The following is a 22,464-nucleotide window of genomic DNA, read 5'->3' on the forward strand; positions in this document are numbered from 1 at the left end:
GTCAAAAGCACGGCCAGCTGGCGGCGGTTGCGCCGCTGCCGTCCGCGCACTTTACGAAGCCAAGCATTGTGATTAAACCTAACGCCAATAGCCGTCCGACGGGTGACACCACCGGCTACCTGGCTAACCCGAAGGAGGTGTGAGATGGGAAGTGGATGGCATGAATGGCCGCTGATGATCTTCACGGTCTTTGGGCAGTGCGTGGCGGGCGGGTTTATTGTTCTCGCGCTGGCGCTGTTAAAGGGTAACCTCACCGCCAGCCAGCAGCAGCGCCTGGTGCTGAGCATGTTTGGCCTGTGGGTGCTGATGGGGATTGGGTTTATCGCCTCTACGCTGCACCTCGGTTCGCCGATGCGTGCGTTTAATTCGCTGAATCGCGTGGGGGCCTCGTCGCTCAGCAACGAGATTGCCAGCGGGGCGATCTTCTTCGCCATCGGCGGCCTCGGCTGGCTGCTGGCTGCGCTGAACAAGCTGCCTTCAGGATTGCGCAGCCTGTGGCTTATTGTCACGATGGTTCTGGGCGTGGTGTTCGTGTGGATGATGGTGCGGGTTTATAACACCATCGACACCGTGCCAACCTGGTACAGCATCTGGACGCCGATGAGCTTCTTCCTGACGATGTTTATCGGCGGACCGCTGCTCGGCTTTCTGCTGCTGCGCGTGGCGGGCGTGGACGGCTGGGCGATGCGTTTGCTTCCGGCGGTATCCCTGCTGGCGCTGGTCGTCAGCGCTATCGTGGCGCTGATGCAGGGTGCGGAACTTGCCACGATCCACAGCTCCATTCAGCAGGCCTCCGCTCTGGTGCCGGATTATGGCTCCCTGATGGCGTGGCGAGTCGTGCTGCTTACCGTTGCGCTGGTGTGCTGGATTGCGCCGCAGCTTAAGGGCTACCAGCCCGCGCTGCCGCTCTTATCGCTGGCGTTTGTGCTGGTATTAGCAGGGGAGCTAATCGGTCGCGGCGTGTTCTATGGTCTGCATATGACGGTCGGCATGGCTATCGCCAGCTAAAGCTGATTTTTTATTATATAAAGCCGGGACTTAATGCCCGGCTTTTCTTTTTTTAATCATGAAATTTTTCGACTGATGTCCAAAAAGCATTTTCACCATAAACAAATAAAAACAATCAGATAATAAATATCGATAGCAACCGCTCCGTTAGCAGGATGAGTTTTTTAAATCGACGAGGCGCATATCGTGCGTAGCGCCTGAAGCGGTGGATTGACTTTGTTTTTGCCGGTGGCATGATGCGCACGAAATCTGAACTTCCTCACGGTTTTTAATCCATGACCACCTATACCCGGCCAGTGCTGCTGTTGCTCTGTGGCCTACTTTTGCTGACGCTGGCGATCGCGGTGTTAAACACGCTCGTCCCGCTGTGGCTTGCCCATGAAAACTTACCGACCTGGCAGGTGGGTATGGTTAGCTCATCCTTTTTTACCGGCAATCTTCTTGGCACATTATTAACCGGCAGCCTGATCAAGCGTTTCGGCTTTAACCGCAGCTATTATTTTGCGTCATTACTTTTCGCCGCGGGATGCGCCGGTTTAGGGCTGATGGTGGGCTTCTGGAGCTGGATGGCCTGGCGCTTTATCGCGGGCGTGGGCTGCGCGATGATCTGGGTCGTGGTCGAAAGCGCCCTGATGTGCAGCGGTACTTCCCGCAACCGGGGTCGCCTGCTGGCGGCCTATATGATGGTCTACTATATTGGCACCGTCCTGGGCCAGCTGATGGTCAGCAAGCTGCCAACCGACCTGATGAGCGTTCTGCCGTGGGTCACGGGCATGGTGCTGGCCGCGATCCTGCCGCTGCTTTTCACGCGGATTGTGAACCAGAACAGCGAGCATCAGGAAGCCACGCACGTCTGGCCCATGCTCAGACTGCGCCAGGCGCGTCTTGGTGTAAACGGCTGTATCATCTCCGGGATCGTACTGGGCTCTCTCTATGGCCTGATGCCACTCTATCTTAACCATCAGGGCGTCAGCGATTCCGGCATCGGCTTCTGGATGGCGGTAATGGTCAGCGCCGGCATTGTCGGCCAATGGCCGATTGGTCGCCTGGCCGATCGCTTTGGTCGCCTGCTGGTGCTGCGCGTGCAGGTCTTTGTGGTGATCATGGGATGCCTGGCAATGCTTAGCAATGCAGCCATGGCTCCCGCGCTGTTTATCCTGGGGGCGGCGGGCTTCACGCTCTATCCGGTTGCGATGGCCTGGGCCTGTGAGAAAGTTGAGCATCACCAGCTGGTGGCGATGAACCAGGCGCTGCTGTTGAGCTACACCATCGGCAGCCTGCTCGGACCCACCTTTACCTCAGTGTTAATGCAGAACTATTCCGACAATCTTCTGTTTATCATGATTGCCAGCGTGTCGTTTATCTATCTCCTGATGCTGCTGCGAAAAGCGGGCGAGCATCCGACGCCTGTGGCACATGCCTGATGAAATAAAAGCCCGTTAATGACGGGCTTTTTTGTCCACATCACATATAAGACTTTTACGCATTGTTTGTTTTACCCGCCAGGCGATAATTCAAATGAGTTCTACCACTAAAAGGCAACAATCATGTCTAAAGGTCGTTTTTCCACTACCGCGCTTGCCGTAGTGTTGTCTTTAACGTTTGCAACGGCTCCGGTCATGGCTAATCCTGGAAACGGGAATGGCGGTGGACACGGAAACGGTGGCGGACAAAATAATGGCGCAAATCATGGTAACGGGAACTCGGGTAACCATGGTAATAAGCAAAATAGCGGTCATGAAAACCCCGGAAAATCAGATAAGAGTTTTAAAAACGGCAAAGACGTCAGTAATGATGTCGATGCTCGCGTTAGCTTCGATCGTGCCCGACACCTCGCACTGAATTACGGCCTAACGGGATATGATTCTCTGCCTCCGGGTATTGCGAAAAACCTCGCACGCGGTAAACCACTTCCTCCGGGTATTGCCAAGAAGGCCGTGCCAGCCTCCATGCTCGGCCAGCTCCCATCCTATCCGGGTTATGAATGGCGCGTAGTGGGTGACGATTTGGTACTTATTGCGCTGAGTACGGCGATTGTGACCACTATTATTAACGGTGTCTTTAAATAGAATAAAAAACGCCCGGTTATTATACCGGGCGTTTTATTAATACATCACCTTGTGACCGTACTGTTCAAGAATACCTTTCACGCGCTCCATGGTCTCTTTCTTCGGCGGCTTAACGCCATCAAGCTTATATTCTTCGCCCATCGCAACCCACTTGTGTTTACCCAGTTCGTGATAGGGCAGGAGTTCAATTTTCTCCACGTTGCCCATATCCCGGGTAAATTCGCCCAGGCGGTGCGCGGAATCATCATCATCTGACCATCCCGGTACGACGACGTAGCGTATCCAGGTTTTGATGCCCTTATCGGCGATGTATTTTGCAAACTCGAGCGTACGGTGGTTAGAGACGCCAACCAGGTTCTGGTGGATCTCATCGTTCATTTGTTTGAGATCGAGCATCACCAGATCGGTGACTTCAAGCAGTTCGTCAATGACCGGATCGTAGCGACGAACAAAACCGTTGGTGTCGAGGCAGGTGTGAATGCCTTCTTTACGGCAGGCGCGGAACCAGTCGCGCACAAACTCTGCCTGAAGAATAGCCTCACCGCCGGATGCGGTTACGCCGCCGCCGGACGCGTTCATGAAGTGGCGGTAGGTCACCACCTCTTTCATTAAATCTTCAACGGTGACTTCTTTGCCGCCGTGGGTATCCCAGGTATCGCGGTTGTGACAGTACAGGCAGCGCATCAGGCAGCCCTGGAAGAAGGTGATGAAGCGAATGCCTGGGCCATCGACGGTGCCACAGGATTCAAAGGAGTGAATACGACCAATAGTTGACATTGCGGTGATATCTCCAGATTCGGCCCGTCCGGGACCTGAGTATGCACAGCTCAATCCGGCTGTGTTAAGTCTGTTTTGGCTGCTATCCAATCATTATAGATAGCGGCCAAAAGAGACTGAGAAGGAGAGGGTGCTAAAAAGGCCCCACTTGCGTGGAGCCTTTATTGTACGCTTTTTAACGCGTGATTTCAGTCAAATCCACTTACATGGACTGAGTGAAAGTACGGGTAATAACGTCCTGCTGCTGTTCTTTAGTCAGGGAGTTAAAACGTACTGCGTAGCCGGATACGCGGATGGTCAGCTGAGGATATTTCTCAGGGTGTTCCATCGCATCAAGCAGCATTTCACGGTTCATGACGTTCACGTTCAGGTGCTGACCACCTTCGATGGACGCTTCGTGGTGGAAGTAACCATCCATCAGACCCGCGAGGTTAGTTTTACGCACTTCGTCGTCTTTACCCAGCGCGTTTGGCACGATGGAGAAGGTATAAGAGATACCATCTTTCGCGTAAGCAAACGGCAGTTTAGCCACGGAGGTCAGAGAGGCAACCGCACCTTTCTGGTCACGACCGTGCATTGGGTTAGCACCTGGTCCGAATGGCGCGCCAGCACGACGACCGTCTGGAGTGTTACCGGTTTTCTTACCATACACAACGTTAGAGGTGATGGTCAGAACAGACTGAGTCGGGATAGCGTTACGGTAGGTAGTGAGTTTCTGAATTTTCTTCATGAAACGTTCTACCAGGTCAACCGCCATGTCATCAACGCGAGAGTCGTTGTTACCAAACTGCGGGTATTCGCCTTCGATTTCGAAGTCCACGGCCAGGCCGTCTTCGTCACGAATTGGTTTAACTTTCGCATACTTGATTGCAGACAGGGAGTCAGCAGCAACGGACAGACCTGCGATACCACACGCCATGGTGCGAACAACGTCACGGTCGTGCAGCGCCATCAGAGAGGCTTCGTAGCTGTACTTGTCGTGCATGTAGTGGATAACGTTCAGCGCAGTCACGTACTGCTTAGCCAGCCAGTCCATGAAGTGGTCCATGCGTTCCATGACTTCGTCATAGTTCAGCACGTCGCCTTTAATTGGCTCAGACTTAGGACCAACCTGCATTTTCAGTTTTTCATCAACGCCGCCGTTGATTGCGTACAGCATGGTTTTCGCCAGGTTTGCACGTGCACCGAAGAACTGCATTTGTTTACCAACGACCATTGGGCTTACGCAGCATGCGATAGCGTAGTCATCGTTGTTGAAGTCCGGACGCATCAGGTCATCGTTCTCATACTGCAGAGAAGAGGTATCGATGGACACTTTAGCCGCGAATTTCTTGAAGTTCAGAGGCAGTTTTTCAGACCACAGAACGGTGATGTTCGGCTCCGGAGAAGGACCCATGGTGTACAGGGTGTTCAGGAAGCGGAAGCTGTTTTTGGTTACCAGAGTACGGCCGTCAACGCCCATACCGCCGATAGATTCAGTTGCCCAGATTGGGTCGCCGGAGAACAGCTCATCGTATTCAGGGGTACGCAGGAAGCGAACCATACGCAGTTTCATGACCAGGTGGTCAATCATTTCCTGAGCGTCTTGCTCGGTGATTTTGCCCGCTTTGATGTCGCGTTCGATGTACGCATCCAGGAAGGTGGACACACGACCGAAGGACATTGCTGCACCGTTCTGAGACTTAACAGCGGCCAGGTAGCCGAAGTAGGTCCACTGGATAGCTTCCTGAGCGTTGGTTGCAGGACCGGAGATATCGCAGCCGTATTTTGCTGCCATTTCTTTGATCTGACCCAGCGCACGGTGCTGTTCAGCAATCTCTTCGCGCAGACGGATAGTCGCTTCCAGGTTTACGCCGTTTTCCAGATCGGACTGCAGGGAAACAAACTGCGCGTATTTGTCTTTCATCAGGAAGTCGATACCGTACAGCGCAACGCGACGGTAGTCACCGATGATACGGCCACGGCCATACGCATCTGGCAGACCTGTCAGCACGCCAGATTTACGGCAGTTCAGGATGTCTTTGGTGTAAACATCGAATACGCCCTGGTTGTGGGTTTTGCGGTATTCGGTGAAGATTTTTTTCAGCATTGGGTCCAGCTCGCGGTTATACGCTTTGCATGAACCTTCAACCATTTTGATACCACCAAACGGAATGATTGCGCGTTTCAGTGGTGCTTCAGTCTGCAGACCAACGATTTTCTCAAGGGCTTTGTTGATGTAGCCAGCATCGTGAGAAGTGATGGTGGAAGCAACGGAGGTGTCAAAATCAACTGGCGCGTGAGTGCGGTTTTCCAGTTTAACGCCTTCCATTACGCTGTCCCACAGCTTGGTGGTCGCTTCAGTTGCGCCAGCCAGGAAGGATTCGTCACCTTCATACGGGGTATAGTTTTTCTGAATGAAGTCACGGACGTTTACTTCATTCTGCCAGTCACCTTTAGTAAAACCTTCCCAGGCTGTGGCTAACTTTTCATTAAGCTCGGACATGTAACACCTACCTTCTTAAGTGGATTTTTTATTTACTGCCTGAGACAACCATTAATGATGATTGTCGCCACGCAGGTAAATGACCCAGTATGTCAACCCAACTAACAGACCCCCACCGATAATGTTCCCGATAGTGACAGGGATCAGGTTATCAGTAATGAAATTCATGATAGTCAGGTGTGAGAAACTTTCCGGGGTTGAACCAACTGCAGTCCAGAACTCCGGGCTCGCAAAGTTGCGAATAACAATCTCCATCGGGATCATAAACATATTCGCGATACTGTGTTCGAAGCCGCTGGCAACAAACATCGCAACCGGCAGAACCATAATCATGGCTTTGTCCATCAGGCTACGACCAGAGTAGCTCATCCAGACCGCCAGGCAGACCATCAGGTTTGCGAGGATGCCGAGAGCAACGGCTTCGATAAATGTATGGTGCATTTTGTGGTCAGCGGTTTGCAGGACGTTAAGCCCCCAGCCACCGTTGGCGGTCATATACTCGCCAGAGAGCCACATCAACAAAACAAAGAGCAGACAGCCAAACAGGTTACCCACATAGACGTTGAACCAGTTGCGCGCCAGTTGGCCCCAGGTAATTCTTCCGCTGGCTTTCGCTACGACGATCAGTACCGTTGAGGTAAAGAGGTCAGCACCGCAGATGACGCAAAGAATCAGACCCAGTGAGAAGCAGATACCACCAATCAGTTTCGCGATGCCGAAAGGCATGTCGGCCGTGCCGGTAGTGGCAGTGATGTAGAAGACAAAAGCAATGGAGATGAACACACCAGCGGTAATCGCCAGGAAAAACGTGGTCATCGGGTGTTTCGTTGCTTTATAGACACCCGCTTCTTCGGCCACTTTGGCCATTGCAGCTGGGAGTAAAAGATCAAAAGGGTTGTCAGCTTTCACACTAACTCTCTCTTTATTAAGTCGGCGACGAGATACTAACAAAGCATTATAGAAGAGAAATTGATATAGATCATATCTCGCCTGGCTTATAGGCCCGCTATGTGTATGGTTTTACAGCAAAAGCGGAGTAAGTTTTTGATTATCCGAATAAAAATAAATTTTAAAAGTTATGAAAAGAGTTGAATTATTTCGTTCAGCCTCCCTTAAAACAGTTAATTAAAATGGAGTATTTACCATAAAAGGTAACACTAAAGCCCGGGTAAGTATTTTTATATTTACCTTGATTTAACTATAATATTACATTCAATTGTCATTGCCGGAAAAATATAAAACGGGGCAATGAAATTGCCCCGTAATATAGCCCAGGCGAGAGAGTTCGCCTACAGTTAGTAATGTTATATGCGCTTATTTTGACCAGTAAGCGGCTTTTGCTTTCTGCAATTTCTCATAGGCTTTTAGCAGCGACTGATGCGCCGGGAAGGCTTTGAGATCGCTATCAACCGCCTGCAGGCCGTAGAACGGCTCTTCACCGCTCAGCGCCGCGCTGGCGGCTTCAACCGCCTCTGCGCCGTACATACGCACAAACGCATTAAGATATTGCAGCGGCTCTCGCTCTTCTTCCTGAGAGAGCAGAAGCAGCGTTTGCAGGCAGCGGTAGTAGTTAGTGCGCTCGGCAGAGAATACGGACTGGTTGAATTCCATCGTCCATTCCGTCCAGGCCAGAGCCTGATCCAGATCGCCGCCCGCCAGCGCCAGCATCGCCTTGAGTTCACCGATACGCAAAGTGTACCAGCCGTTGTCTTTCCCGGTCGCCAGGCCCAGCAGCTCGCGCACGCGAGTAAAGTCATCGTGGCCTTCTTCGTCCAGCTGGGCGATCAGGTTCAGATAATCTTCTTTTTCCCATTCGCTGCCCGGCAGGGCCAGCAGCGTTTCACGAAGGTGCGCGCCCATGCTGTTGTTCGCCAGCCACAGATCTTCCGCCGGATAAATATCGGACATGCCCGGCACGATAATACGGCAGGCGTAAACGCCCAGATGCTCATAGTCAGCAATGTAGACTTCCCGATCTTCCGCGCTGAAGATTGCCATCAGCGTGGCGAACTCTTCTTCCGTGGTGCCCGCAAAGCTCCAGTCGACGAAAGGATAATCTGCGTCCTGTTTGAACATATCCCAGGAGATCAAACCGCTGGAATCGATGAAGTGGGTCTCAAGGTTGGTATGTTCGGCCACTTCTTCGTCATCAAAGGTCGGCGGGGTAAACACGTCAAGATCCTTCAGGCTACGGCCCTGCAGCAGCTCGGTCACGGTACGCTCCAGCGCTACGCCGAAGTCCGGGTGTGCGCCGAAGGAGGCGAAGCAGGTTCCGTTTGCCGGGTTGAACAGTACCACGCAGATAACCGGGTATTTACCGCCCAGAGAACCGTCATACGCAAAGATTGGGAAGCCTTCTGCTTCCAGCTTCGCGATGGATTCCACTACGCCCGGATAGCGCGCCAGCACGTCAGCCGGGATTTCAGGCAGGCTGATGGATTCAGCAATAATGCGGTTTTTAATGTGGCGTTCGAAAACTTCAGACAGGCCCTGAACGCGCGCTTCGTTGCGGGTATTACCGGCAGACATGCCGTTCGATACATACAGGTTGCCGACGATGTTCATCGGGATATACACCGTCTGCTCGTCGGACTGACGGGTAAACGGCAGGGCGCAGACACCGCGATCCTCATTGCCGGACTGAAGATCGATCAGCATGCTGGCGGTGAGCTCGTTCTCCGGATCGTAGAACGCACGCAGGCGAGCGTCGAGAATGCCTTCCGGCAGCGCATCGTCGTCGGTCAGCGGGAACCATTTTTCATTTGGATAGTGGACGAACGGGCCGTTGGCGATGGTTTCGCCCAGCCAGAAATCGGCGAAGAAATAGTTAGTCGAGAGACGCTCAAAATACTCACCCAGCGCGGAGGCCAGCGCGGCTTTTTTAGTGGCGCCTTTGCCGTTGGTAAAGCACAGCGCGCACTCTTTGTCGCGAATATGCACGGACCAGACGTGAGGCACCGGGTTCAGCCAGGAGGCTTCTTCAATATTAAAGCCCAGGTCGGTCAGTTTTTGCTGGAAGCGAGCGATGGAATCTTCCAGGGCGGCGTCTTTGCCGGGGATAAACGTTTGAGTCATGGCGTTCACTTTTATCGTACGTAAAGCGCGCAATGATACGGGTTTTGCGTGACGGGTGCTATCTCCGGCGAAAATAAATGCCTGAGCTATGCTTATAACCAGTAACCTACTGTTAAGGCATAAAAAAATGAAAGCATTCGACCTCCAGCGGATGGCGTTTGATAAGGTCCCCCCTGAGTTTTTAGGCGAAGTGGCGCTACGAAGCTTATATACCTTCGTGCTGGTCTTTCTGTTTCTCAAAATCACCGGACGGCGCGGCGTACGCCAGATGTCGCTCTTCGAAGTGCTCATCATCCTGACGCTAGGCTCGGCGGCAGGGGACGTAGCCTTTTATGACGACGTGCCGATGGTACCCGTCTTCATCGTCTTCGTTTCGCTGGCGCTGCTCTACCGTCTGGTGATGTGGCTAATGTCGAAAAGCGAAAAGCTGGAGGACCTGCTTGAAGGCAAGCCGGTCGTTATCGTTGAGGACGGGCAGCTGGCGTGGGAGAAAGTCAAAAGTGCCAACATGACGGAGTTCGAGTTCTTCATGGAGCTGCGGCTTAACAGCGTAGAACAGCTGGGGCAGGTGCGGCTGGCCATTATGGAAACGAACGGGCAGATCAGCGTGTACTACTATGCCGATGACGAGGTTAAGCCCGGCCTCTGCATCTTGCCCGACATGCTGGTGGAACGCTTTCGTGTTGTGCCAGAAACCGAAATGTATGCCTGCGTAAGATGTAGCCATGTCGTTCCCATGAAGGCCGGCGATCGTCAATTATGTCCTCGCTGCGCAAATCCGGAATGGACGAAGGTAAGCCGGGCCAAACGGCTAACCTGACAGCCTTTTTGTCGGTTTTGTCACGAACCGCTGGCAGATTGTATTGTGTGATGATGGCCACATTTTTCCGGCCATCCGTTTTAGCCATTGCGGCGCGTGTCGCTGGATGATAAAACCGATAGCCACAGTAATAACTTATTGCTTTTAGCGTGGTGAGGGGAAATGGCTCAAGTTTATAATTTCAGTTCAGGCCCGGCAATGTTACCGGCCGACGTGCTTAAACAGGCTCAACAGGAGCTGTGTGACTGGAACGGTCTGGGAACGTCGGTAATGGAAATCAGCCACCGTGGAAAAGAGTTTATCCAGGTGGCGGAAGAGGCAGAAAAGGATTTTCGCGATCTGCTGAACATCCCCTCGAACTACAAAGTATTGTTCTGCCACGGCGGCGGCCGCGGTCAGTTTGCGGGTATCCCGTTAAACCTGCTGGGCGACAAAACCACCGCCGACTACGTTGATGCAGGTTACTGGGCGGCCAGCGCGGTGAAAGAAGCGCACAAATATTGCACGCCAAACGTTATCGACGCCAAAGTGACCGTTGACGGACTGCGCGCCGTGAAGCCGATGAGTGAATGGCAGCTTTCCCGTGACGCGGCGTACCTTCACTATTGCCCGAACGAGACTATCGACGGCATCGCGATTCACGAAGAGCCAAACTTTGGCGAAGATGTGATCGTGACCGCGGATTTCTCTTCCACCATTCTTTCTACGCCGCTGGACGTCAGCCGCTACGGCGCGATCTACGCGGGCGCACAGAAAAATATCGGCCCTGCAGGCCTGACAATCGTTATCGTACGTGAAGATTTGCTGGGCAAAGCGCATACATCATGCCCGTCGATCCTGGATTACTCCGTACTGAACGACAACGACTCGATGTTCAACACCCCGCCGACCTTTGCCTGGTATCTCTCCGGCCTGGTCTTCAAATGGCTGAAGCAAAAGGGCGGCGTGGCGCAGATGGACAAGATCAATCAGCAAAAAGCCGAGCTGCTGTACGGCGTGATTGATAAGAGCGACTTCTACCGCAACGACGTTGCCAAAGCCAACCGCTCACGCATGAACGTGCCGTTCCAGCTGGCGGACAGCAGTCTTGACAAAGTCTTCCTCGAAGAGTCTTTCGCGGCCGGTCTACACGCACTGAAAGGTCACCGCGTGGTGGGCGGCATGCGCGCCTCCATCTATAACGCGATGCCGCTGGAAGGCGTCAAAGCGCTAACCGATTTCATGGTCGACTTCGAACGTCGTCACGGTTAATTTCGCAGTTTTTCACCCCCGCGGCTCCGCTGCGGGGTTTTTATTATGTCGAGTTGAGAGTTAAGTTTCATGGAATCCCTGACGTTACAACCTATCGCGCGCGTAGACGGCACCATTAACCTGCCAGGTTCAAAAAGCGTCTCGAACCGCGCGCTGCTGCTGGCAGCTCTGGCAAACGGCACCACCGTCCTTACCAATCTTCTGGACAGCGATGACGTGCGCCATATGCTCAATGCGCTGAAAGCGTTGGGAGTTCACTATACGCTGTCTGACGATCGTACCCGTTGTGAAGTGACCGGCAACGGCGGCGCGTTGCGTTCGACAGAAGAGCTTGAGCTGTTTCTGGGGAATGCCGGAACGGCTATGCGTCCGCTGGCTGCGGCGCTCTGTCTGGGCAACAGCAACGTTGTGCTGACCGGCGAGCCGCGCATGAAAGAGCGGCCGATCGGCCATCTGGTGGATGCCCTGCGTCAGGGCGGCGCGCAGATTGACTATCTTGAGCAGGAAAATTTTCCGCCGCTGCGCCTGCGCGGCGGCTTCACCGGCGGCTGTGTAGAAGTTGACGGCAGCGTCTCCAGCCAGTTCCTGACCGCGCTGCTGATGACGGCACCGCTGGCACCGCAAGATACCGTAATTACCATCAAGGGGGAGCTGGTCTCTAAGCCGTACATTGATATCACGCTGCACCTGATGAAAACCTTCGGCGTTGAGGTGGATAACCAGTCTTACCAGCGCTTCGTGGTGCGCGGCGCACAGCAGTACCAGTCTCCGGGCAATTATCTCGTTGAAGGTGATGCTTCTTCAGCATCCTACTTCCTCGCGGCAGGCGCGATTAAAGGCGGTACCGTAAAAGTGACCGGTATTGGCCGCAACAGCGTGCAGGGCGATATCCGCTTTGCAGACGTGCTGGAGAAAATGGGCGCGCTGGTGACCTGGGGCGAGGACTTCATCGCCTGTACGCGCGGCGAGCTTAACGCCATTGATATGGATATGAACCATATCCCGGACGCGGCCATGACCATTGCCACGGCGGCGCTGTTTGCCAAAGGCACCACCACGCTGCGCAACATCTACAACTGGCGTGTGAAAGAAACCGACCGCCTGTTCGCGATGGCGACCGAGCTGCGCAAAGTGGGCGCAGAAGTGGAAGAGGGTGAAGACTACATTCGCGTCACGCCGCCGGCAAAGCTGCAGTTTGCCGAAATCGGCACCTATAACGATCACCGCATGGCGATGTGCTTCTCGCTGGTGGCGTTGTCCGACACGCCGGTGACGATCCTCGACCCGAAATGTACGGCAAAAACCTTCCCGGACTACTTCGAACAGCTGGCGCGCATTAGCACGCTGGCCTGATAACGTTTTGCCGCATCGCCCGATGCGGCATTTCCTTACGCTTCCTGACGTTCATCTTCGCACGTTTCTTCTACACTCAGCTTCATTCATTCCGTATTTTGCACGCAAAGGTAACAGTTGCGCACGTTGGCGCGTATAATGCGCGGCGTTCATGTTAACGGTATGCCTTTATTAAGGAGAAAACGATGACGGCAGTTGCCCCGGTAATCACCATTGATGGGCCAAGTGGCGCAGGGAAAGGAACCTTGTGCAAAGCGATGGCAGAAGCATTGCAATGGCATCTGTTAGATTCGGGAGCAATCTATCGCGTGCTGGCTTTGGCAGCGCTACATCACCATGTGGATGTAGCCTCTGAAGAAGCGCTGGTACCGCTGGCTGCGCATCTGGATGTACGTTTTGTCTCAACCGATGGCAACCTTGAAGTGATTCTGGAAGGGGAAGACGTCAGCGGTGAAATCCGTACCCAGGAAGTGGCCAACGCGGCCTCACAGGTGGCTGCTTTCCCACGCGTTCGCGAGGCGCTTTTACGCCGCCAGCGAGCGTTCCGCGAAGCGCCAGGGCTGATCGCCGACGGTCGTGATATGGGAACCGTAGTTTTCCCAGAGGCTCCTGTAAAAATTTTCCTCGACGCCTCTTCGGAAGAACGCGCTCAGCGACGTATGCTTCAGTTGCAGGAAAAGGGGTTTAGTGTTAACTTTGATCGCCTTTTGTCCGAGATAAAAGAGCGCGATGACCGCGATCGTAACCGCGCCGTCGCCCCACTTGTTCCTGCAGAAGATGCATTAGTTCTGGATTCAACCAGTTTAACTATTGAGCAAGTGATTGAAAAAGCGCTACAATATGCGCGCCAAAAACTGGCACTCGCGTAATCGCGACCGATTTAGCAGTACCCCCGCTGCAAAGGATTGACGGCGGGTATGTGAAACAACCCCATCCGGCACGGAGCCAGGTGGACGTTAATATTAACCTGAAGATTAAACATGACTGAATCTTTTGCTCAACTATTTGAAGAATCCTTAAAAACAATCGAAACCCGTCCGGGTTCCATCGTTCGTGGTGTTGTTGTTGCTATCGACAAAGACGTAGTACTGGTTGACGCCGGTCTGAAATCTGAGTCCGCCATTCCGGCAGAGCAGTTCAAAAACGCCCAGGGCGAGCTGGAAATCCAGGTTGGTGACGAAGTTGACGTTGCACTGGACGCAGTAGAAGACGGCTTCGGCGAAACCCTGCTGTCTCGTGAGAAAGCTAAACGTCACGAAGCATGGATCACGCTGGAGAAAGCTTACGAAGAAGCTGAAACTGTGGTCGGTGTTATCAACGGCAAAGTTAAAGGTGGCTTCACTGTTGAGCTGAATGGTATTCGTGCGTTCCTGCCAGGTTCACTGGTAGACGTTCGTCCAGTCCGTGACACCCTGCACCTGGAAGGCAAAGAGCTTGAGTTCAAAGTAATCAAGCTGGACCAGAAGCGTAACAACGTTGTTGTATCCCGTCGTGCCGTTATCGAATCCGAAAACAGCGCAGAACGCGATCAGCTGCTGGAAAACCTGCAGGAAGGCATGGAAGTCAAAGGTATCGTTAAGAACCTCACTGACTACGGCGCATTCGTTGACCTGGGCGGCGTTGATGGCCTGCTGCACATCACCGACATGGCGTGGAAACGCGTTAAGCACCCAAGCGAAATCGTGAACGTGGGCGACGAAATCACTGTTAAAGTGCTGAAGTTCGACCGCGAGCGTACTCGTGTATCCCTCGGCCTGAAACAGCTGGGCGAAGATCCATGGGTAGCTATCGCTAAGCGTTACCCAGAAGGTACTAAACTGACTGGTCGCGTTACCAACCTGACCGACTACGGCTGCTTCGTTGAAATTGAAGAAGGCGTTGAAGGCCTGGTGCACGTTTCCGAAATGGACTGGACCAACAAAAACATCCACCCATCCAAAGTTGTTAACGTTGGTGATGTAGTGGAAGTGATGGTTCTGGATATCGACGAAGAACGTCGTCGTATCTCCCTGGGCCTGAAGCAGTGCAAAAACAACCCATGGCAGCAGTTCGCGGAAACCCACAACAAGGGTGACCGTGTTGAAGGTAAAATCAAGTCTATCACTGACTTCGGTATCTTCATCGGCCTGGACGGCGGCATCGACGGCCTGGTTCACCTGTCTGACATCTCCTGGAACGTTGCAGGCGAAGAAGCAGTTCGTGAATACAAAAAAGGCGACGAAATCGCTGCAGTTGTTCTGCAGGTTGACGCAGAGCGTGAGCGTATCTCCCTGGGCGTTAAGCAGCTCGCAGAAGATCCGTTCAACAACTGGGTTGCACTGAACAAGAAAGGCGCAATCGTAAACGGTAAAGTGACTGCAGTTGACGCGAAAGGCGCAACCGTAGAACTGGCTGACGGCGTTGAAGGTTACCTGCGCGCTTCCGAAGCTTCACGTGACCGCGTTGAAGATGCCACTCTGGTTCTGAGCGTTGGCGACGACGTTGAAGCGAAGTTCACCGGTGTTGACCGTAAGAACCGCGCAATCAGCCTGTCTGTTCGTGCTAAAGACGAAGCTGACGAGAAAGATGCAATCGCAACTGTTAACAAACAGGAAGATGCAAACTTCTCTAACAACGCAATGGCTGAAGCTTTCAAAGCAGCTAAAGGCGAGTAATTCAAGTTCTGGCTTCCTTTGAGCTGTAACGCATTTACAGTGATAAGGGTAAGAAGCGGACTTGACAGATTGCAGGATTCGTCCTGTAATCAATAACAAAGGGCGGCTACGGCCGCCCTTGTTTAATGAGCTATCAAGCTAATTGGTTTGAAAGGAACCGGAGGAATCATGACCAAGTCAGAATTGATTGAAAGACTTGCCAGTCAGCAGCCGCATGTCCCGGCAAAAGCCGTGGAAGATGCTGTAAAAGAGATGCTGGAGCATATGGCCACCACTCTTGCCCAGGGCGAGCGCATTGAAATCCGCGGTTTCGGTAGTTTTTCTTTGCACTATCGTGCTCCACGCACCGGGCGTAACCCGAAGACTGGCGATAAAGTCGAGCTGGAAGGTAAATACGTTCCACACTTTAAGCCGGGTAAAGAGCTGCGCGATCGCGCCAATATTTACGGCAACTGAGTCTCTGACTTGGTTATCAACAGAAAAGCACCTGCGGGTGCTTTTTTTGTGTCCGGCGTTCCGTACTGGAAGCCATCTCGCAGTTGTGATTGTCCGCTGCTGTAAGCGGCTATATTTCTGCCGGCGCTTCTCGTAAAACCGTTCTATTCGCTCTGACATTTCACGGCACAACCCTCACACTTCCCAAAACAGGGAGGTCCAATGAGTATTGCCGCCGTAAGCGTTTGTCTGATTTTGTCCATTATCCCGTTGCTATGGCTGCCGTCTCTGCCTGATATGCCGACGATATGGACCCTTATTGCGCTCGCCTTTGCACTCACATTTTTCCCCTTCCGCAGGCTGCGCTATGTGCAGCTGGGTCTACTTTTTTTCGCCTGGGGAATACTGGCTGCGCAGGAGGTGGTCTGGCCAACGGAGCACCTTACGAAAGGGCCGAAGCATGTTGAGGTGGTCATCACCGAGACCGATGGCGCAACCACGCACAAAGGACGCATTGTCAGCCTTGATCACGCTTCGTGGTACGGTAGAACCGGGATCGTCCTGTACGGCAACTACCTGCCGCAGCCCGCCTGCGCCGGACAGCGTTGGGCAATGACCGTACGCCTGCGGGCCGTTCACGGTCAGCTAAACGATGGCGGCTATGACTCACAGCGCGCGGCGCTGGCGCAGCACCAGCCGCTGACGGGGCGCTTTACGCATGCAGAAGTCATCGATGCGTCCTGTAGCCTGCGTACGCAGTATCTCAGCTCGCTGACTTCAACGCTTTCAACCTACCCGTGGGGGAGCGTCATTCTGGGGTTGGGAATGGGGGAGCGCCTGGCCGTTTCAGCAGACGTAAAAAATCTGATGCGTGAAACCGGAACGCTGCACCTGATGGCGATATCAGGGCTGCATATAGCGCTAGCGGCCTCCATCGTGTGGCTGCTTGCACGGGGGATACAATTTTTGCTTCCCTGTCGATGGATAGACTGGCGGATGCCGCTCATTGCCGGTACCGGTTTTGCCCTCTTTTACGCCTGGCTGACCGGATTACAGCCCCCTGCGCTTCGCACGGCGGTTGGGCTGATCGTGCTTGCGCTTTTAAAGATGAGCGGCAGGCAGTGGTCCCCCTGGCTGGTCTGGTCAGGCTGCGTGGCGGCGATCCTGTTTGTCGATCCGCTGGCGGTCCTCTCTCAAAGCCTGATGCTCTCCGCTTTTGCGGTCGCGGCCCTTATATTCTGGTATCAATGGCTTCCGCTACCGGCCTGGCGTTTACCTCGCGTCGTAAAGCCGATGATAAACCTGCTGCATTTGCAGCTGGGAATGCTATGTCTGCTGCTGCCTTTACAGGTTTCCCTCTTTCATGGCATTAGCCTCTCTTCACTCGTTGCCAATCTTTTCGCGGTCCCGCTGGTAACGTTTATCTCGGTGCCGCTGATTTTGGCCGGCATGCTGCTGCACCTGTTCCCCCTGGCTCACCTTGAGCTGGCCGTTTGGTGGATGGCGGACAAATCGCTGGCCGTGCTGTTCTGGCTTTTACAACAGCTGCCAAACGGCTGGCTGGACGTCGACGGGCGCTGCAGCTCCTGGCCGTTGCGCCCTGGCTGGTTGTAATTGGATGGCGTTTGCGTTCATGGCGTTCCGTTCCCGCCGTTTGTCTGGCGCTGGGCGCCGTGCTCATCTTCCCACTCTGGCGGGACAAAAGGGATGATAGCTGGACGTTGCACATGCTTGATGTAGGGCAGGGGCTGGCGATGGTCATCGAGCGAAACGGGCATGCGATACTTTACGATACGGGGCTTGCGTGGCCGGGCGGTGACAGCGCGCAGCAAATTATTATTCCCTGGCTGCGCTGGCACCACCTAACGCCGGAAGGCGTCATCATTAGCCACGAACATGCCGATCATATCGGAGGGTTATCGTCTCTTCACGCCGCATGGCCTGGGATGTGGATAAAAAGCCCGCTGAAGCGTGCTGGGCATCAGCCATGCTTACGCGGCGAGCGCTGGGAGTGGCAGGGCCTGACCTTTACGGTGCACTGGCCCTCGGCGGATTATCGACAGCAGGGGAACAACCGCTCATGCGTGGTAAAGGTCGACGACGGGCGACAAAGCGTACTACTGACCGGCGATATTGAAGCGCAGGCTGAACGGGCGATGCTAAGCCACCATTGGCAATATCTTACGTCTACACTTATCCAGGTGCCGCACCATGGCAGCAATACCTCTTCTTCGTCGCCGCTGATTCAGCGCGCTGCCGGTAGCCTGGCGCTGGCTTCCGCGGCGCGATATAACGCCTGGCGATTTCCGTCATCACGCGTAGTGAAACGCTATCAAAAAGAGGGCTACGCATGGTTCGATACCCCTCAGAGCGGGCAAATTTCGGTGACGTTTTCGCGACATGGCTGGCTAATGCGGCGCTTACGCGATCAATTTTTACCGCGTTGGTATCATCAGTGGTTTGGCGCGCCCGTCGATAACGGGTAGAATATGCGGCTATTTCAACAAATGCTGGTTTTTTGAATGCATAACGACAAAGATCTCTCCACGTGGCAAACGTTCCGCCGACTCTGGCCGATGATTGCACCTTTTAAAGCAGGCTTGATCGTGGCGGGCGTAGCGTTAATCCTCAACGCAGCCAGCGATACTTTTATGTTATCGCTTCTTAAACCGTTACTGGATGACGGTTTTGGTAAAACGGATCGCTCAGTGCTGCTATGGATGCCTCTGGTGGTTATTGGACTGATGATCCTGCGCGGTATCACCAGCTATATCTCCAGCTACTGCATCTCCTGGGTATCCGGAAAGGTGGTTATGACCATGCGCCGTCGGCTGTTTAGCCACATGATGGGCATGCCGGTTGCGTTCTTTGACAAGCAGTCCACCGGGACGCTGCTGTCGCGCATTACCTATGATTCAGAGCAGGTCGCGTCGTCGTCTTCCAGCGCGCTGATTACCGTGGTGCGTGAAGGCGCCTCGATCATCGGCCTCTTTATCATGATGTTCTACTACAGCTGGCAGCTGTCGATTATCCTCATTGTCCTGGCGCCGATTGTCTCCATTGCGATCCGCGTGGTGTCCAAGCGGTTCCGCAATATCAGTAAGAATATGCAGAACACGATGGGGCAGGTGACGACCAGCGCTGAACAAATGCTGAAAGGGCATAAAGAAGTGCTTATTTTTGGCGGCCAGCAGGTTGAGACCTCGCGCTTTGATAAGGTCAGCAACAAAATGCGCCTGCAGGGCATGAAGATGGTTTCTGCGTCTTCAATCTCCGACCCGATCATCCAGCTGATTGCCTCTCTGGCGCTGGCGTTCGTGCTCTACGCGGCCAGCTTCCCAAGCGTAATGGAAACCCTCACTGCGGGCACCATCACCGTCGTCTTCTCATCGATGATTGCGCTTATGCGTCCGCTGAAATCCCTGACCAACGTCAACGCGCAGTTCCAGCGCGGGATGGCGGCATGCCAGACGCTGTTCAGCATCCTGGACTCCGAGCAGGAAAAAGACGAAGGCCAGCGCGAGATCACCCGTGCGAAAGGGGATCTTGAGTTCCGCAACGTGACCTTTACCTACCCGGGCCGCGAAGCACCGGCGCTGCGCAAGATTGATCTCTCCATTCCTGCGGGGAAAACCGTTGCGCTGGTGGGCCGTTCAGGTTCCGGTAAGTCAACGATTGCCAGCCTGATCACGCGTTTTTACGATATCGACGAAGGCGAAATTCTCTTAGACGGACACGACCTGCGGGAATACACCCTGCAGTCGCTGCGTAACCAGGTCGCGCTGGTCTCTCAGAACGTGCACCTGTTTAACGATACGGTCGCCAACAACATCGCCTACGCGCGTACGGAAGAGTACAGCCGCGAGCAGATCGAGAATGCCGCGCGTATGGCCTACGCGATGGACTTTATCAACAAAATGGATAACGGCCTGGATACGATTATTGGCGAGAACGGCGTGCTGCTCTCCGGCGGCCAGCGCCAGCGTATCGCCATTGCGCGCGCGCTGCTTCGCGATAGCCCAATTCTTATTCTTGATGAAGCCACCTCGGCGCTGGATACCGAATCCGAACGCGCTATTCAGTCCGCCCTGGACGAGCTGCAAAAGAACCGCACGTCGCTGGTGATTGCGCACCGCTTGTCAACTATCGAGCAGGCGGATGAAATCGTTGTGGTTGAAGATGGCGTGATTGTCGAGCGCGGAAGCCACGCGGACCTGCTGGCCCATCGCGGCGTCTACGCTCAGCTTCATAAGATGCAGTTCGGCGAATGATTGCACGCATCTGGGCAGGGGAGTCTCCTCTGTGGCTGCTGCTGTTACCGCTCTCCTGGCTGTACGGCCTGGTGAGCGGCGGCATTCGGCTGCTTTACCGTCTGGGGCTGAAACGCGCCTGGCGCGCGCCGGTGCCCGTGGTGGTAGTGGGCAATCTCACTGCGGGTGGTAACGGTAAAACGCCGGTTGTGATCTGGCTGGTAGAGCAGCTTCAAAAGCGCGGGATCCGCCCTGGCGTGGTGTCGCGTGGTTACGGGGGCAAAGCGGCACGCTATCCGCTGCTGTTGAACCCGCAAACCACCGCTGAGGAAGCCGGAGATGAGCCGGTGCTGATTTATCAGCGCACGGGAGCGCCGGTTGCCGTATCACCAGCGCGCAGCGAGGCCGTACGGGCGCTTCTGGCCGAACACGCCGTGCAAATTATAATTACTGACGATGGCCTACAGCATTACGCGCTGGCGCGGGATAAGGAAATCGTGGTCATTGACGGCGTGCGTCGCTTTGGTAACGGCTGGTGGTTACCCGCCGGCCCGATGCGCGAGCGTGCGTCGCGCCTCAAGACCGTTGATGCGGTAATCGTTAACGGCGGCGTGGCAAAGCCAAGCGAGATCGCCATGCTGCTGCGGCCCGGACGTGCGGTGAATCTGCTCACCGGGGAACGTAGGGAGATCTCACAGCTCCCGTCCCTGGTGGCGATGGCTGGGATAGGCCATCCTCCGCGCTTCTTTACGACGCTTGAGCAATGCGGTGCCCGGCTTGAAAAACGCATCCCGTTGGCCGATCATCAGCTGCTGACGCCGGAACAGGTTAAGGCGTTTACGGTCCCCGGCCAGACGCTAATCATGACCGAAAAAGACGCGGTAAAATGTCGCGCCTTCGCACAACCCCACTGGTGGTATCTGCCGGTTGACGCCGAACTCAGCGGCGAGCAGCCGGAACAATTGCTCAATGAACTGATAGCGCTGGTGCATTAACGGCTTATGCGGTTCTGACGGCGCTTTGACTGACAGGAAAACGCATGTCTTTACCGCAACTCTCTCTTTCGGCAGCGCGTCATTTGCATCTTGCTGCGCAGGGGCTGCTGAAGAAGCCCCGCAGACGCGCAAAGCCCACCGATATTCTCCCGACTATTCAGCGCATGTCGTTGCTGCAAATCGACACCATTAATATTGTGGCCCGCAGCCCGTACCTGGTGCTGTTTAGCCGCTTGGGCGATTATTCGCCGCAGTGGCTGGACAATGCGCTCAGCCGGGGCGAACTCATGGAGTATTGGGCGCACGAAGCCTGCTTTCTCCCGCGCAGTGATTTCGCGCTTGTTCGCCACCGCATGCTCTCCCCGGACAAAATGGGCTGGAAATATCGCCAGGAGTGGATGCAAGAGCACGCCGCTGAAATCGACCAGCTTATCGCGCATATCGAGGAAAACGGCCCCGTACGCTCCGCTGACTTTGAGTATCCGCAAAAAGGGGCCAGCGGCTGGTGGGAATGGAAGCCGCACAAGCGCCATCTCGAGGGATTATTTACCTCAGGCAAGGTCATGGTGGTTGAGCGGCGTAATTTCCAGCGCGTTTACGACCTTACGCATCGCGTTATGCCGCGCTGGGACGATGAGCGCGACCTGCTGACCCAGACGGCGGCAGAAGCCCTCATGCTGGAGAACAGCGCCCGGAGTCTTGGCATTTTTCGCCCACAGTGGCTGGCAGATTACTACCGCCTGCGTCAGCCTGCGCTCGGACCGCTGCTGGATGCGTGGCAGCGCGAGCAAAAGGTAATCCCCGTTGCTGTCGAGACGCTGGGTGAAATGTGGCTGCATGAAGATCTGTTCCCGCTGTTGGCGCAGGCAGAGGCCGGAAAGCTTCAGGCCACCCACAGCGCGGTGCTTTCGCCGTTCGACCCGGTGGTCTGGGACAGAAAGCGCGCCGAACAGCTGTTTGATTTCACCTACCGGCTGGAGTGCTATACCCCTGCGCCAAAGCGTCAGTACGGCTATTTTGTCCTGCCTCTGCTGCACAAAGGGCGCCTTGTGGGGCGTATGGATGCCAAAATGCACCGTAAAACGGGCGTTCTTGAGGTTATCGCCCTATATCTTGAAGAGGGGATAAAAGTGACCGCGACGCTGGAGAAAGGGTTGTTCAGCGCCATTAGCGAATTTGCGCTCTGGCAGGATGCTCGCGAGGTCACGCTGTCGCGCCTGCCGGACGGGCTATTCACCACCTGCCTGAGCGGCTGGGAAACAGGCACTGCCTGAAAAAAGAATGTGGTAAGC

General features: G+C 54.5%; 16 protein-coding genes and 2 pseudogenes. 14 read left to right on the forward strand and 4 right to left on the reverse strand.

What is annotated here, in order from left to right:
- The 4 genes and pseudogenes from DBY73_RS00005 to DBY73_RS00020 form a co-directional block, all read left to right on the forward strand.
- Nucleotides 1–143, forward strand: a pseudogene (locus DBY73_RS00005) (dimethyl sulfoxide reductase subunit B); the annotation flags it as partial.
- 1 nt (nt 144) lies between these two features.
- Nucleotides 145–1,008 carry a dimethyl sulfoxide reductase anchor subunit family protein gene (locus DBY73_RS00010; RefSeq protein WP_112009197.1) on the forward strand — a complete coding sequence of 288 codons (864 nt, stop codon included), beginning with the start codon at nt 145–147 and terminating at the stop codon, nt 1,006–1,008.
- Nucleotides 1,009–1,283: 275 nt separating this feature from the next.
- A complete protein-coding gene (locus DBY73_RS00015) occupies nt 1,284–2,432 on the forward strand; it encodes an MFS transporter (RefSeq protein WP_112009198.1) in 1,149 nt (382 codons plus the stop codon).
- 123 nt (nt 2,433–2,555) lie between these two features.
- Complete coding sequence (locus DBY73_RS00020) at nt 2,556–3,077, forward strand: anti-virulence regulator CigR family protein (RefSeq protein ID WP_112009199.1); 522 nt, start codon at nt 2,556–2,558, stop codon at nt 3,075–3,077.
- Between the two features lie 36 nt (nt 3,078–3,113).
- On the opposite strand, the gene pflA is transcribed toward DBY73_RS00020, so the two are convergent.
- From pflA to ycaO, 4 genes are all read right to left on the reverse strand, one after another.
- Nucleotides 3,114–3,854 (reverse strand): pyruvate formate lyase 1-activating protein, encoded by a 741-nt coding sequence (gene pflA, locus DBY73_RS00025; RefSeq protein ID WP_014883212.1) that lies wholly within the window; start codon nt 3,852–3,854, stop codon nt 3,114–3,116.
- A gap of 202 nt (nt 3,855–4,056) precedes the next feature.
- On the reverse strand, nt 4,057–6,339 hold the full coding sequence (pflB, locus tag DBY73_RS00030; protein WP_112009200.1) for a formate C-acetyltransferase: 2,283 nt from the start codon (nt 6,337–6,339) through the stop codon (nt 4,057–4,059).
- A gap of 51 nt (nt 6,340–6,390) precedes the next feature.
- Nucleotides 6,391–7,248, reverse strand: a complete 858-nt coding sequence (gene focA, locus DBY73_RS00035; protein ID WP_146745730.1) for a formate transporter FocA — start codon at nt 7,246–7,248, stop codon at nt 6,391–6,393.
- Between the two features lie 405 nt (nt 7,249–7,653).
- Nucleotides 7,654–9,414, reverse strand: coding sequence for a 30S ribosomal protein S12 methylthiotransferase accessory factor YcaO (gene ycaO / locus DBY73_RS00040; RefSeq protein ID WP_181573180.1), 1,761 nt, complete (start codon nt 9,412–9,414; stop codon nt 7,654–7,656).
- A gap of 127 nt (nt 9,415–9,541) precedes the next feature.
- Between ycaO and DBY73_RS00045 the strand changes: the two genes are divergently transcribed.
- From DBY73_RS00045 to DBY73_RS00090, 10 genes and pseudogenes are all read left to right on the forward strand, one after another.
- Nucleotides 9,542–10,234 (forward strand): DUF421 domain-containing protein, encoded by a 693-nt coding sequence (locus DBY73_RS00045; protein ID WP_112009203.1) that lies wholly within the window; start codon nt 9,542–9,544, stop codon nt 10,232–10,234.
- Nucleotides 10,235–10,396: 162 nt separating this feature from the next.
- Nucleotides 10,397–11,485 (forward strand): 3-phosphoserine/phosphohydroxythreonine transaminase, encoded by a 1,089-nt coding sequence (serC, locus tag DBY73_RS00050; RefSeq protein ID WP_112009204.1) that lies wholly within the window; start codon nt 10,397–10,399, stop codon nt 11,483–11,485.
- A gap of 69 nt (nt 11,486–11,554) precedes the next feature.
- Nucleotides 11,555–12,838 (forward strand): 3-phosphoshikimate 1-carboxyvinyltransferase, encoded by a 1,284-nt coding sequence (gene aroA, locus DBY73_RS00055; RefSeq protein ID WP_112009205.1) that lies wholly within the window; start codon nt 11,555–11,557, stop codon nt 12,836–12,838.
- A gap of 185 nt (nt 12,839–13,023) precedes the next feature.
- On the forward strand, nt 13,024–13,707 hold the full coding sequence (cmk, locus tag DBY73_RS00060; protein ID WP_112009206.1) for a (d)CMP kinase: 684 nt from the start codon (nt 13,024–13,026) through the stop codon (nt 13,705–13,707).
- 111 nt (nt 13,708–13,818) lie between these two features.
- Nucleotides 13,819–15,492: a 30S ribosomal protein S1 gene (gene rpsA / locus DBY73_RS00065; RefSeq protein WP_010429251.1), complete on the forward strand. Its 1,674-nt coding sequence runs from the start codon at nt 13,819–13,821 to the stop codon at nt 15,490–15,492.
- A 168-nt stretch (nt 15,493–15,660) separates the two neighbouring features.
- A complete protein-coding gene (gene ihfB / locus DBY73_RS00070) occupies nt 15,661–15,948 on the forward strand; it encodes an integration host factor subunit beta (protein WP_014069584.1) in 288 nt (95 codons plus the stop codon).
- Nucleotides 15,949–16,149: 201 nt separating this feature from the next.
- Nucleotides 16,150–18,413: pseudogene (locus tag DBY73_RS00075) on the forward strand (ComEC family protein).
- 36 nt (nt 18,414–18,449) lie between these two features.
- Nucleotides 18,450–20,198 (forward strand): lipid A ABC transporter ATP-binding protein/permease MsbA, encoded by a 1,749-nt coding sequence (gene msbA, locus DBY73_RS00080; protein ID WP_112009207.1) that lies wholly within the window; start codon nt 18,450–18,452, stop codon nt 20,196–20,198.
- Nucleotides 20,195–21,172 carry a tetraacyldisaccharide 4'-kinase gene (lpxK, locus tag DBY73_RS00085; protein ID WP_112009208.1) on the forward strand — a complete coding sequence of 326 codons (978 nt, stop codon included), beginning with the start codon at nt 20,195–20,197 and terminating at the stop codon, nt 21,170–21,172. Before msbA ends, lpxK begins: the two co-directional genes overlap by 4 nt.
- Nucleotides 21,173–21,216: 44 nt before the next feature.
- Nucleotides 21,217–22,446 (forward strand): winged helix-turn-helix domain-containing protein, encoded by a 1,230-nt coding sequence (locus tag DBY73_RS00090; RefSeq protein WP_112009209.1) that lies wholly within the window; start codon nt 21,217–21,219, stop codon nt 22,444–22,446.
- Nucleotides 22,447–22,464: the final 18 nt, after the last annotated feature.

Source organism: Enterobacter sp. RIT418 (genome assembly GCF_003057745.1).
GTDB lineage: Bacteria > Pseudomonadota > Gammaproteobacteria > Enterobacterales > Enterobacteriaceae > Enterobacter.